The 12,358-nt window shown below is 70.7% G+C and carries 9 protein-coding genes, 1 tRNA gene and 2 pseudogenes; 5 read left to right on the forward strand and 7 right to left on the reverse strand.

Going from position 1 to position 12,358, the window contains the following annotated elements; translation table 11 throughout:
- Window positions 1-79 precede the first annotated feature (79 nt).
- On the reverse strand, window positions 80-2,173 hold the full coding sequence (locus O2L01_RS15565) for an MMPL family transporter (protein ID WP_270122881.1): 2,094 nt from the start codon (window positions 2,171-2,173) through the stop codon (window positions 80-82).
- Window positions 2,174-2,278: 105 nt separating this feature from the next.
- Between O2L01_RS15565 and O2L01_RS15570 the strand changes: the two genes are divergently transcribed.
- Window positions 2,279-2,776, forward strand: a complete 498-nt coding sequence (locus O2L01_RS15570) for a MarR family winged helix-turn-helix transcriptional regulator (RefSeq protein WP_270122882.1) — start codon at window positions 2,279-2,281, stop codon at window positions 2,774-2,776.
- On the opposite strand, the gene O2L01_RS15575 is transcribed toward O2L01_RS15570, so the two are convergent.
- From O2L01_RS15575 to msrA, 3 genes are all read right to left on the reverse strand, one after another.
- Window positions 2,749-3,942, reverse strand: coding sequence for a cryptochrome/photolyase family protein (locus O2L01_RS15575; protein WP_270122883.1), 1,194 nt, complete (start codon window positions 3,940-3,942; stop codon window positions 2,749-2,751). The two genes, O2L01_RS15570 and O2L01_RS15575, sit on opposite strands and share 28 nt — an antisense overlap.
- A gap of 61 nt (window positions 3,943-4,003) precedes the next feature.
- A complete protein-coding gene (locus O2L01_RS15580; RefSeq protein ID WP_270122885.1) occupies window positions 4,004-4,144 on the reverse strand; it encodes a sigma factor in 141 nt (46 codons plus the stop codon).
- A gap of 259 nt (window positions 4,145-4,403) precedes the next feature.
- Window positions 4,404-5,006, reverse strand: coding sequence for a peptide-methionine (S)-S-oxide reductase MsrA (msrA, locus tag O2L01_RS15585; protein WP_270122886.1), 603 nt, complete (start codon window positions 5,004-5,006; stop codon window positions 4,404-4,406).
- A gap of 65 nt (window positions 5,007-5,071) precedes the next feature.
- Here msrA and O2L01_RS15590 point away from each other — a divergent pair, with 65 nt between their 5' ends.
- Entirely contained in the window at window positions 5,072-5,458 is a 387-nt protein-coding gene (locus tag O2L01_RS15590; protein WP_270122887.1) for a VOC family protein, read from the forward strand.
- Between the two features lie 91 nt (window positions 5,459-5,549).
- On the opposite strand, the gene O2L01_RS15595 is transcribed toward O2L01_RS15590, so the two are convergent.
- Complete coding sequence (locus O2L01_RS15595) at window positions 5,550-5,813, reverse strand: hypothetical protein (protein WP_270122888.1); 264 nt, start codon at window positions 5,811-5,813, stop codon at window positions 5,550-5,552.
- A gap of 92 nt (window positions 5,814-5,905) precedes the next feature.
- Here O2L01_RS15595 and O2L01_RS15600 point away from each other — a divergent pair, with 92 nt between their 5' ends.
- The 3 genes from O2L01_RS15600 to O2L01_RS15610 all read left to right on the forward strand — a co-directional run bounded on the left by O2L01_RS15600 (window position 5,906) and on the right by O2L01_RS15610 (window position 8,742).
- A complete protein-coding gene (locus tag O2L01_RS15600) occupies window positions 5,906-7,051 on the forward strand; it encodes a cystathionine gamma-synthase (protein WP_270122889.1) in 1,146 nt (381 codons plus the stop codon).
- Between the two features lie 62 nt (window positions 7,052-7,113).
- A complete protein-coding gene (locus O2L01_RS15605) occupies window positions 7,114-8,481 on the forward strand; it encodes an amidase (RefSeq protein ID WP_270122890.1) in 1,368 nt (455 codons plus the stop codon).
- Window positions 8,482-8,669: 188 nt separating this feature from the next.
- A tRNA-Ala gene (locus tag O2L01_RS15610) sits at window positions 8,670-8,742 on the forward strand.
- Window positions 8,743-9,040: 298 nt separating this feature from the next.
- Here the strand turns inward: O2L01_RS15610 and O2L01_RS25840 are convergent.
- Together O2L01_RS25840 and O2L01_RS15615 are read right to left on the reverse strand one after the other, a co-directional pair.
- A pseudogene (locus O2L01_RS25840) lies at window positions 9,041-9,589 on the reverse strand (RICIN domain-containing protein); the annotation flags it as partial.
- Window positions 9,590-9,721: 132 nt separating this feature from the next.
- Window positions 9,722-12,220, reverse strand: a pseudogene (locus O2L01_RS15615) (beta-xylosidase family glycoside hydrolase); the annotation flags it as partial.
- Between the last annotated feature and the right edge of the window lie 138 nt (window positions 12,221-12,358).

The raw sequence follows: 12,358 nt of genomic DNA on the forward strand, positions 1-12,358 counted from the left end.
CCCGCCAGGGGGCATCAGGCTTCCACGCAGTCCCCGCCCTTACGGGCCTCAGTTCCGGGCCCGTAAGGGGCTGAGGCCCTTACTCCGGGGGCCTCAGCGGGGTGAGGGCCTTACTCCGGGCGAGCCGCGACGGCCACCAGACGGCCCGGCCGACGTCGAAGGTGAGCGCCGGCACGAGCAGCGAGCGGACGATCACCGTGTCGAGCAGGACCCCGAAGGCGACCACGAACGCGATCTGCGCCAGGAACAGGATCGGCAGGACCGCCAACGCCGAGAACGTCGCCGCGAGCACCACGCCCGCCGAGGTGATGACCCCGCCCGTGGCGACCAGCCCCCGCAGCGTCCCCGCGCGCGTGCCGAGCCGCGCCGACTCCTCGCGCACCCGCGTCATCAGGAAGATGTTGTAGTCGATTCCCAAGGCCACCAAGAACACGAAGCCGAAGAGGACCACCGTCGGGTCGGCCCCCGGGAAGCCGAAGAGGTGGTTGAAGACGAGCGCCGAGACGCCCATCGTGGCGCCGAACGACAGCACCACGGTGGCCGTGAGCAGCAGCGGCGCCAGGATCGACCGCAGCAGCAGCATGAGCACCGCGAGGATGACCGCGAGGACGATCGGGATGATCACCGCACGGTCCCTTTCGGAGGTCTCCAGCGTGTCGAGCTGGATAGCGGTCGCGCCGCCGACCTTCGCGTCGGCGCCGTCCACGGCGTGCACCGAGTCGCGAAGGCGCTCAACGGTGTCCATCGCCGCGTCGCTGTCGGGCGCGTCCATCAGCACCGCCTCGATCAGCACCAGCCCGTCGGCCTCGAGCACCGCGCCGGAAGGGTCGGTCTTCGGGGCCGCCTCGGCGACGCCGTCCACTTCGGTCGCGGCGAGGACCGCGTCCAGTGCGTCCGCGTTCGCGACGACCACCGCGGGAGCGCCCGATCCGGCCGGGAAGTGCTCGGCGAGGACCTCCTGTCCGGCGACGGAGTCCACTTCGGTGAGGAACACGTCGGTCTGCCGGGTGCCGTCCGCCTTGAGCTGCAGCATGAACGCGGCGGCCACGACCAGGCCTGCGGCCGTCGTCGCCCACACCACGCGCGGTCGGCGCGCCACGAGACCCGCGACCGAGGACCACAGCCGGGAGCGGCCCGCGCCCTTGCCCGGGGCGACGCGGCGTGGCCAGAACGCCGCCCGCCCGCAGAGCGCCAGCACCGCGGGAAGGAACGTCACCGCCGACAGGAACGCCGCACCGATCCCGATGGCCGCCACCGGGCCCAGGCCCCGGTTCGATTCGAGCTGGCTGAACAGCAGGCACAGCACGCCGAGGATGACGGTCCCCGCCGAGGCGGCGATCGGCTCGATCGTGGCACGCAGGGCCCTGCGGACGGCGGTGAACCGGTCCGAGCCCGCGGTGAGCTCCTCGCGGAACCGCGCCACGAGCAGCAGCGCGTAGTCCGTGGCCGCGCCGAACACGAGGATGAACAGGATGCCCTGGCTCTGCCCGTTGAGGTCGATCGCGCCCGCGTCGGCGAGGGCGTAGACCGCGGCGCTGGCGGCGGCGAGCGCGAACCCGCACGAGAGCAGGACGAGCAGCGGCAGGAGCGGGGAGCGGTAGACGAGGACGAGGATGACCGCGACGACGGCGGCGGCCACGAGCAGGAGCAGGCCGTCGACGCCCGCGAAGGCCTCGCCGAGGTCGGCGCCGAGCGCGGCCTGGCCGGTGACGAGCACGTCGAGGCCGTCGGGGCGGCCGTCCTCGAGGACCGTGCGGATCTCCTCGACCGCGCCGTCCTCGGAGGCGGTGTCGATGAGGACGACGAGCTCGGCGGCCTCGGGCGGGGTCTCGGCCGAGAACTGCGGCGGGATCGGCGGCCCGGCGTTGAACTCGAGGGCCGCGAGCGCGGCGGCGGCCGACTCGAGGTAGGCCTGGTCGGCGCCGGTGAGGCCGCCGGGGCGCTCGGCGACGACGATCGCGGGGGTCGCGCCGGTGTCGTCGAACGCGGCGCGCAGGTCGTTGACCTCGGTGGATTCGGCGGTGGACGGCAGGAACGCGGAGCCGTCGTTCGAGGCGACCTCGCTGAGCTTCCCGGCGAAGGGGCCGGCGAAGGCGCCGAGGGCGAGCCAGGCGAGGGCCAGGAGCGCGGGCAGGAGCCAGCGCAGTCGCGGTACGGGTCGGTCGGGGGCCATGAGCGGGTCTCCTCGCGTCGTATCGGGTGGTTCCACGTCAGGATAATTCGATGATCGAAGTATTCGACGGCGGCGTGGCCGGGATCATGGGGGATGATGGGTCGCATGACCCGCGACGACGAGCGGCCGCTCACCGATCTCGACCTCACCCGTCTGCTCCAGACGCTGACGGTCGAGTCCGACCGGTACGCGGAGCGGTTCGGCACCCGGCACGGCCTGCACCGCACCGATGTGAACGCCCTCGCGCTCATCCTCGACGCCGCCCGCCGCGGCGACCCCTTGTCGCCCACCGCGCTCGCCCGTGAGCTGGGGCTGAGCCCTTCGGCGACGACCTCGCTCATCGACCGGCTCGAAGCCCTCGGCCATGTGGAGCGGACCCGCCCGGCCGGGGACCGGCGCCGCGTCGCGCTCGAGGTTCCCGAAGCGGCCCTTGAGGAAGGGCGGCGCATGTTCGTGCCGCTCGCGGCGGCCTTCGCGGCGGCGTGGACCGGTTTCGACGCGGCCGAAAGGGAGGTCGTGGCCCGGTTCCTCGAGGTGAGCACAGAGGCGATGCGCGAGGTCGGCGCCGAGTGGGGTCACGAAGGCCCCCAGCGCCGCCGGTAGGCCCCGTCCGGGTCGAAGCGCTCGGCCTGCCGCGCGTGGTTGAACCCGCGGTTCGGGCGGGTGTCGTTGCCCGTGCCCGCCGTCCACTGCCAGTTCCCCCAGTTGTTCGCCTCGTCGAGGTCGGCGAGGTGGCGGGCGAACCAGGCCGCGCCGTCGCGCCAGTCGAGGCCGAGGGTCTTCACGAGGTAGCCGGCGCAGATGAGCCGCGCGCGGTTGTGCATCCATCCTTCGTGGACGAGCTGGCGCATGCCCGCGTCGACGATGCCGATCCCGGTGGCGCCCTCCTGCCAGGCGTGCAGGGCGGTGAGGTCGGTGTCCCAGTCGTCGCGTGAGCCGGGCCGGTACGGCGTGTCGGCGAGGCGCGGGAACGCGGCGAGGACCTGCCGGTGGAAGTCGCGCCAGCAGAGCTGCCGCACGGCCGCTTCGGGCACGCGCGGGTCGGTCGCGAAGGCGCGGGCGGAGAGGCAGCCCAGGGCGAGGTGGGGGCTGAGGCGGGAGGTGCGGTCGCCGGGCAGGTCGTCGTGGCGTTCGGCGTAGTCCCCCGCGCCGGGCGCCCACGCGTCGAGCCGGGCGAGGGCGGCGCGCTCGCCGCCGGCGGGCAGGCCGGGTGCCGTCCCTTCGGGTTCGGGCAGGTCGTCGCTCGCCGGGAAGTCGGCGGGGACGCGCAGCCGCTCCGGTTCGGGCGCTTCGTCGCGCCATCGCGACTGGGACCAGGCGCGCCAGTACGGGGTGAAGACCTTGTAGTGGTCGCCGCCGCCCGAGGGCAGGAGGCGGCCGGGCTCGACGACCGACGGCCCGGGGGTGAGGAGGAGCGGCACGCGCTCGGCTTCGCAGGCGGCGGCGAGGCGTTCGCGCAGCCGCGTCTCGAACGGCCCGACGTCTGCGGCGCACACGAGCGCGTCCGCGCCGGTCTCGGCGCGGACGGCCATCACCCGGTCCGCGGTGTCCCCGCGTCGGACGGCGAGGTCGCCGCCGAGGTCTCGCAATGAAGCGCGCAGGTCCGCGAGGGCGTCGAGGAGGAGCCGGTGCCGGTTCGGGTTCGAGCGCCGGCCCGGGTCGTCCACGTACAGCGGCACGACCGTGTCGGCGCGGGCGGCCTCGGCGAGTGCCGGGTTGTCGTGCACGCGCAGGTCGGCGGTGAACAGCAGTAGCGCGGTGGCGGGCATGGCGGCTCCAGACGGCACTGGGGTCCGTCCAATGCGGACGGCCCCCGGAGATCGTATGCGATTACGACATGAGGACGGTGTCGATGATGGCGCCGGCCGACCCGCGGTGCGCGTCGAAGCGGGTGGCGGTGCGCCACACCTCGACCAGGACCTCCTGGGCGACCTCCTCGGCCTGGCCGGGTCGCGCAGGACGCGCAGGCACAGGCCGTAGACGCGCGGGGACATCACGTCGTAGAGGGCCGCGAAGGCCGCGTCCTCGCCGAGGGCCGTGCGGTGCAGCAGCGCCTCAGGGCTCTCCGGCTCGCCCGGTACGGGGGCCAGCCGCGGCTCACTCCGGGGGCCGGCCCCCGGCGCCGGTGTCGAACATCCTCACGCTCCCGTGCTCGTCTCGGTGGTCGTTGAATGTTCGGAGCCGCGGCGCGGCCGGATGCGTCGGCAGGACCGATTTCTTCCGCGCCGGGTCAGGCGCGCGGCGGCTCGACCTCGACCTGCGCCTTGACGACGCCGACGGGGCAGGAGAGGCCGTTGGGGCCGTGGTTGCAATAGCCGTTCGGATTGTGGTGCAGGTACTGCTGGTGGTAGTCCTCGGCGAGCCAGTACGGCCCGGCGGGCACGATCGCGGTCGTGATCGGGCCGAGGCCGGCGCCGCGCACGATCGGCTCGAACACCGCCTTGCTCGCCTCGGCGGCGGCCCGCTGCTCGGGCGTGGTCGTGAACAGGACCGACCGGTACTGGGTGCCGATGTCGTTGCCCTGCCGCATGCCCTGCGTCGGGTCGTGGTTCTCCCAGAAGACCTTGAGCAGGTCCTCGTAGTCGACCGCCTCGGGCTCCCAGACGACCTTGACGACCTCGGCGTGGCCGGTCAGGCCGGTGCAGACCTCCTCGTAGGAGGGCTTCTCGGTGTTCCCGCCCATGTAGCCGACGGAGGTCGTCCACACACCGGGGACGCGCCAGAAGAGGCGCTCGGCGCCCCAGAAGCAGCCCATGCCGAAGTACGCGGTCTCGGCGTCGGGCCCCGGGGAGCCGTCGATGGGATGCTTCAGGATCGGGTGCGTCGTGGTCATGCGGCAAGTCTGTCACGCGTGAATAACGATCGCCACCGCTCGCGGCGGCACGTTAGCGTATGCGCATGGTTTCATCAATCAACCAGGTCACGTTCGACAGCCGCGACGGCTATGCACTGTCCCTGTTCTGGGCGAAGGTCACCGGATACGTCGAAGACCCCGACGACCCGAACGCCCCCGAACACACCGAGTGCTTCATCGGCCCGGACGGCGGCCACCCCGGACTCCTCTTCATCAACATCCCGGAAGGCAAAACGGTCAAAAACCGTCTGCACCTGGACATCTCCCCCGACACCACCCGCGACGAGGAGGTCGAGCGGCTGCTCGGCCTCGGCGCCACCATCTTCGAGGACCACCGCAAGCCCGACGGCACCGGCTGGGTCACCATGCACGACCCCGAAGGCAACGAGTTCTGCGTCGAACGCTCCAAAGCCGAACGCGGCCAAGCATAAAGCGACGCCGCGGGCGCCCCTGCCGGGGCGCCCGCGGCGCGAAGTCTGACTGGCGTCTCGCTAGAGAACCGCTGCCTGCCGAGGGGGGTTCCTACTTCTCCGCGACCGCGTCGAGCTCGCCGTCGCCGTCCGCGTCCACCACGGCCGCGTCGTACTTGCCGTCGCCGTCGTGGTCGACCAGCACGTGGTCGATCACGCCGTCGCCGTCGACGTCCACGGCCTTCATGTCCGCGGTGCCGTCGCCGTCGATGTCCACGTGGTACTCGACCGAGCCGTCCTCGTTGCGGCGCACGCCGACCGTCTCGTCGACGCCGTCACCGGTGATGTCCATCTTGTGTACTTCGTCGAAGCCCATGAGGCGCCCCTTAACTGAAGTGGGAAAGTGTTGTCTGCACGATAGCGTGCCTATCCATGGGCAGTGGTACTCGCGTCGGTTAGCGTAGGGACATGCATGAGGGTCACGGGTTTTCCACACGAGCCATCCACGCCGGGCAGGAGCCCGACCCGCTCACCGGCGCGGTCGTCCCGCCCATCTACGCCACCTCGACCTACAAGCAGGACGGCGTCGGCGGCCTGCGCGGCGGCTACGAGTACTCCCGCTCCGGCAACCCGACCCGCACCGCCCTCGAGACCTGCCTCGCCTCCATCGAAGGCGGCAGCCGCGGCTTCGCGTTCGCGTCCGGCCTCGCCGCCGAGGACACGATCCTGCGGGCCCTCCTCGCCCCCGGCGACCACGTCGTCATCCCCGACGACGCCTACGGCGGCACGTTCCGCCTCTTCGACAAGGTCGCCAAGCGCTGGGGCGTCGACTACACCGCCGCGCCGCTCACCGACACGGACGCCGTCGCCGCGGCCATGAACGCGCGCACCAAGATGGTGTGGATCGAGACGCCCACCAACCCGCTCTTGAACATCGCGGACATCGAGCAGCTCTCCGACCTCGCCCACCGCGCCGGCGCGCTCGTCGTCGTCGACAACACCTTCGCCAGCCCCTACCTGCAGCAGCCGCTCGCGCTCGGCGCCGACCTCGTCGTGCACTCCACGACCAAGTACATCGGCGGCCACTCCGACGTCGTCGGCGGCGCGATCGTCGTGCAGGACGACACGATCGCGGACGCCATCGCGTTCCACCACAACTCGATGGGCGGCGTCGCCGGACCCTTCGACGCCTTCCTCACCCTGCGCGGCATCAAGACCCTCGGGGTTCGCATGGACCGCCACTGCGACAACGCCGAAGTGCTCGCCGAGTTCCTCGCCGGGCACGCCAAGGTCGCCGAGGTCCGCTACCCGGGCCTCTCGACCCACCCCGGACACGACGTGGCGGGCAAGCAGATGAAGCGCTACGGCGGCATGATCTCCTTCCGCCACAAGGACGGCGAGCAGGCGGCCGTCGACCTCTGCGCCCGCACTGAGGTGTTCACGCTCGGCGAATCGCTCGGCGGCGTCGAATCCCTCATCGAGCACCCCGGACGGATGACCCACGCCTCGGCCGCCGGCAGCGCCCTCGAGGTCCCCGCGGACCTCGTGCGCCTGTCCGTCGGCATCGAGGACGCCGACGACCTCCTGGCCGACCTGCGCCAGGCCCTGGGCTAGACGGCACCGGCACCCGCTGCGCCGTTGAGAGACACCGCCCCCGTGAGAAAGAAGGACGTGCAGTGAGCTGGTCGGGAACCACCGCGCAGCAGATAGCCAAGGCGGTCCGGCGCGGCGACGCCGACGCCGCGATCGTCGTCGACCACCACCTCCGCCGCATCGAGGACCACCGCGAGGCCGAAGGCGCCCTCACCAGCGTCCGCAAGATCGAATCCCTCGCTGAGGCCGCGGCCGTCGACGAGATCGACAACCGCGACTCCCTCCCCGCCGCGGGCGTGCCCGTGGCCGTCTGCGAGCAGCTCGCCGTCACCGGGCACGCGCCCCGGCTCGGCTCCAACGCCGCCGTCCTGCCGATCGCGGACACCGACCACCAAGCGGTGCAGCGCATCCGCGGCGCCGGCGCCGTGATCGTCGCCTTCGGCCGCTCCTCCGAGCTCGGGCTCTGGCCCGCCACCGACGACGACGGGAACGTCCCGGCCAACCCCTGGCGCCCCGACCGCGGCATCGGCGGCCCCAGCGGCGGCACCGCGCTCGCCGTCGCCACCGGCGCGGCGCCCATCGGCATCGGCCTCGACGGACCCGGCTCGGCCGGCGGCGTGCGCACCGCGGCCGCCGCGTGCGGCATCGTGGCCTACAGCCCCGAGCACGTGCCCGCGGACATCAACACCGACCCCGAGCACTGGCTCGGCGCCCACACCGGCGTCATGGCGACCACCGTCGAGGACGCCGCGCTCGCCTACGCGGCCCTCACCCACCGCCACCCGCGCTCGACCGGCGACCCCGGGCGCCTGCGCATCGCCGCCTCCAACATCGCGCCCCTTCCGGCCCGCGTCGACGACGACGCCACGAAGTGGCTCCTCAAGGCCGTGCGCTCCCTCACCGACCTCGGCCACGACACCTTCCGCGCCAAGCCCCGCTTCGGCGCCCGCCTCACCCCGGCCTCCTCCGGGGCCTGGACCTGCGCGGCCTACCTGCGCAGCCTCAAATGCGGCCCGGACGGGCTGCAGCGCCGCACCAAGCGGCTCGTGTCCGTGGGCGAGAGGACCTACCTGCGCGGCCTCTTCGGGGGCGTCCTCGGCGACGGCAACCGCGTCCGCCGCCACCTCGAGGACTGGTTCGACCTCGAGGACTACGACCTCCTCATCACCCCCGGCCTCCCCGCGGCGCCCCCGGCGGCCAAGGAGTGGTCCACGGAGACCCTGCGCGCCAACGTCACCCACCTCGCCAGCGCCGCCGCCTTCACCGCCCCCTTCGGCCTCGCCGGCCTCCCGGCCCTGGTCGTCCCGGTCGGCATGCGCAGCGACGGCGCCCCCGCCACGGTCCAACTCGTCGGCCCGCCCGGCTCCACCGGCCGCCTCTTCGACGTCGCAGCCCAACTCATCGCCAAACTCCGCCCCCGCCGCTACGCCCCCGGCCTCAGCTGGGACTGACGAACCAGGGCGGGCCCGCGTGCGGGCCCGCCCTTTCCCATCCCTGCAAACAGACCTGCCTCCCGGCCCAGCAAACCCCCAGCTCACCAACGTGACCGCCGTCTCCAGCCCCACCCTGGGGCCGCCCCTCAACACTGTGTAAACTAGTGCCGGTTCCAAGGTCTAAACGCCTCTGGAACGCCAATCAAGGGGCTTTGGCGCAGTTGGTAGCGCGTTTCCATGGCATGGAAAAGGTCAGGGGTTCGAATCCCCTAAGCTCCACAGAATCGGATATTGAGTAAATGAGCGGTCATCAGGTTGATGACCGCTTTTTGCTGTTCCAAGGGTGATTGCGGGTGAGGAGCCCTCTGGGCAATCCTGAGCCGACATCGCGCTGGTGGTGGTCCTCGAGACTTTCCCGAAAAATGGTCGGCACCTGCGGCATCGGGGTCAGTCCGCAGGCGGTTGTCGAGAATCTGGGGTCCAGTGGGACGTTGGGTTCCCGGTCCCGAGGGCCGCCTCGGGACCGGGTTCTGAGCGACGCGGACCCGGGTCGGCGGAGTCCGTGCCGCTCAGGTCAGCGGACGAGCTGCCACTGCTGGTTGGTGCCGTCCCAGTCGCTGTACTGCACGACGGTGGCGCCGTTGTTGGTCGCCGCGTTCCGGACCTCGATCGCCTTGTCGCTGTTGCGGTTGATCAGGCGCACGTAGCCGCCGCCGGAGTCGGCCAGCCGGAACTGCTGGTTGGCGCCGCCGTGGTCGGTCCACTGGTGGATGTTGGCTCCGTCGGCGGTCGACCAGCCGGACACGTCGAGCACCTTGCCCGAGTGCCGCGCCTTGATCGTGTAGTAGCCGCCGCCGGCGTCCACGAACTGGAACTGCTGGTTGGTGGCGTTCGTGCGAGTCCATTGGTGGAGCTGGGCGCCGTCGGCGGTGGACACGCCGCTGACGTCCAGGACCTTGCCGCTGTTGCGGTTCACCAGCACGTACCAGGCGGTGGGGTCCGGCCCCTTCAGCGTTCCGAGGCGGGCGAGCTCATAGCTGAGCGCTCGCTCGGGGGCGTCGATCTGGTTCTGCGTGCCGACCACCCCTTCTGCCACGGTTCGCGCTTCGGCGAGCGCGTCGAGCATCGCCGCCCACGCTTCGGCGGGATAGTCCCCCGAGTCCAGTGATTCGGCGTAGGCGATCGCTGCCTCCAGGTCGCCTTTGTCGAGCGGCTGGTTCTGCGATGTCAGTGTGTCGCTCAGCAGGAAGTGGTCGAAGTCGACGTGGCCGCCGGTCTGCTGGGTCGCGTAGTTGAACAGTGCGACCCGGTGCCCCATGAAGTGCATCGATCCGCCGAACTCGAGCGGTCCGACGGCGTCGCCGAGCTGGGTCCAATCGATCCCGTCCAGACTGTAATAGAAGGTCGTGAAGAGCTGCCCCTCTCTCCGGGTGAAGTCCAGATCCGCCTTGAGGTGCACCTCCGTGGCGTCCCCGAGTTCCGCAGTGGCTCCAGGCAGGAAACGCTCGATCGCCGCTTGGTCGATCGGCGCGGTGAAGGGACGTCCGCGATGGACGACCCCCACCGTGTTCTCCCCGTTCACGCGCTGGACCGCGACATATGAGAAGTCCTGGCCGAATGCTGCGAGTCCGGCGACGTCGCCGTCGTTCATGCCCGAGAAGTCGAGCTTCGTCTCGGCCGACTGCCGCGGTCCGAAGGAGCGCTGCGAGAGCGTGTTGCGCGCTTCTTCCAGCCACGCGAGCTCGCCACCGGAGTCGCGGTGTGTGTACGCACCGGTCACGACCTTGCCGGCCGTCAACCGCAACCACCCCTCGCGGTCGGTGAGCGACCAGTACCGGTTGTCGGGCGTGTGGTTCCACTCCCAGGCCAGATCGAGGTTCGACCCGTTCGGGGCGATCTCATCGGGATGCGGCAGCTCGACGGCGTCAGTCCGCCCGATGAGTGACACGTCGTCGACCTTGTAGTCCATGAGGTGCGTGTCGGGGTCGGTCGACGGATCGCTCACCCAGGGAGTCTCGATGAAGATGCGCACGTCGGAGAGCGCCTGGGAGGCAGGAATCGTGAACGACCCGGACACCTTGCCCCAGGTCCCGCGGGTGACCGCCGTCTGGGGCGTGAGGTTGGCGTAGTTCGTGTTGTCGCCGCCGTACCGGGCGGTGATGATGAACGGCTTGGTCGCCGGGCTTGCGGGGTTCTCGTATTTGATCCATGCCGAGACGTCGTATATGACGTTGTGCTGCACCTTGCCTGTGAGGTCCTGCGCCGGCCCCGATCCCGTGAGGTTCCGCCCGGTGACCGCGATAGCCGTCGAGCCACTGTGCGCGTCCGTCGTCGTCGAGAGCGTCGCACCGTCGTTGGCGATCCAGCCCTCGGTGTTTCCGGACTCGACGCCGGGATTGCCGAAGAGTTCGACCCCGACCAGCCTCTCGTCGATGTCGGGCGGTGTCGGCAGCGTCCACTGCTCGTCCTGGAAGGCACGGTGCGGTGCGTCGTTGTCGAAGTCGTCGGACACGACGATGCACCTGAGCCGCTCGAAGCGCTCCTGCTCCGGGGTGAGCCTGATCGGCTTCTCGAAGGCGCCGTCGACCGGCACGACGCCGTTGTCGCCGAAGGTCGGCCACCTGTCGCTCCAGGTCGCCGGGATCAGCGCCGGGATGCGACCGACCGGATACGAGTCGCGGAAGAAGAAGCCGTGCCAGTCGTCGTCGCCCGCGTCATTCGAGATGGGCACAAGACTGCCTTGCGCGAATCCGTTCGAAGCGAGCGCTCCATAGGACTCGTAGGCCACCGGTGTGTCCGCGAGGCGTCCGAGCAGTTCGGTCGAGCGGAACATGACGACCTGTCGACCGTTGCTGCGCCAGGTGATCATCACCACGTAGTAGTAGCCGTCGATGAACCACACTTGGGCGCCCTCGAAGATCCCGTCGCTGCCGACGTACGGCTCGCTCGAGTAGTCGCTGCGCCGGATGAAGTCCGGGAAATCCTGCTCGACCGCCGTCAGCGTCGGGTTCAGCCGAACCGCGCTGACGCCGCCGTAGACGATGTACGGCGTTCCGCCGTTGGCGTCGTCGAAGAAGAGCGACGGGTCGTGGAAGCCTCGACCGAACGCCGTCTTCGTCCACGCTCCGTTCTCGATGTCGTCGGTGCGGTAGAGGAAGGCGCCGCCGAGGTTCAGCGAATTGATGAGCACGTAGAAGGTGCCTTCGTGGAAGCGGATCGACGACGCCCACTGCCCCTGCCCGTAGGAGTTCGAGCCGTTGCGCAAGGACGCGGCGTCACTGATGTCGAGGCGGTCGAACGCGTAGCTCACGATCTCCCAGTTGACGAGGTCGTACGACTTCATGATCGGTGCGCCCGGGCTGAGATGCATCGTCGTACTGACCATGTAGTAGATGTCGCGCCGCTCATCGTTCTGCGATGCGGGGACGCGCTCGACACTGACATCCGGCACGTCGGAGTTCAGCATGGGAACCGTGTAGGAGCCGTCGCCGGTGTCCGTCGTCGTGTACGACGAATCGGGATTCCATGCTTCGGCGGCCTGGGCGGTGCCCGTCGACGCGAACACTTGCCGGGCTTGGGCTGCGGTGGGCGGGTCGAGTGCGGTCGCGGCGGCGGCCCCGGCGAGCACGCCGGCGCCGCCGATGAGCATCCGCCTGCGGCTCTTGGGCGTTTCCATCCAGGCCATGGTGGTCTCCTTAGTCGAGGGTCGCTTCCCCAGACGTCGCTGATGCGTCGGGTCATGGAGATGAGGGTTCATTGCTGGGGGTGGGACGGACCGACTGGCTGGTGCGCCGCGGTCCGGTCCGGATCGGTCAGTCGACGGAGGCCGCCGCGAGCGCGGCCATGCCTCGGGTCCAGCGGGGCAGGACCGAGAAATCGGGTGCAGCCGATGTCA

Source organism: Glycomyces lechevalierae (genome assembly GCF_027622945.1).
In the GTDB taxonomy this organism is placed as follows: domain Bacteria; phylum Actinomycetota; class Actinomycetes; order Mycobacteriales; family Micromonosporaceae; genus Glycomyces; species Glycomyces rutgersensis.

Coding starts and splice junctions, on each gene's coding strand:
- O2L01_RS15565 (WP_270122881.1), bottom strand. CDS start 2,173: ATGGCCCCCGACCGACCCGTACCGCGACTGCGCTGGCTCCTGCCCGCG.
- O2L01_RS15570 (WP_270122882.1), top strand. CDS start 2,279: ATGACCCGCGACGACGAGCGGCCGCTCACCGATCTCGACCTCACCCGT.
- O2L01_RS15575 (WP_270122883.1), bottom strand. CDS start 3,942: ATGCCCGCCACCGCGCTACTGCTGTTCACCGCCGACCTGCGCGTGCAC.
- msrA (WP_270122886.1), bottom strand. CDS start 5,006: ATGACCACGACGCACCCGATCCTGAAGCATCCCATCGACGGCTCCCCG.
- O2L01_RS15595 (WP_270122888.1), bottom strand. CDS start 5,813: ATGGGCTTCGACGAAGTACACAAGATGGACATCACCGGTGACGGCGTC.
- O2L01_RS15590 (WP_270122887.1), top strand. CDS start 5,072: ATGGTTTCATCAATCAACCAGGTCACGTTCGACAGCCGCGACGGCTAT.
- O2L01_RS15600 (WP_270122889.1), top strand. CDS start 5,906: ATGCATGAGGGTCACGGGTTTTCCACACGAGCCATCCACGCCGGGCAG.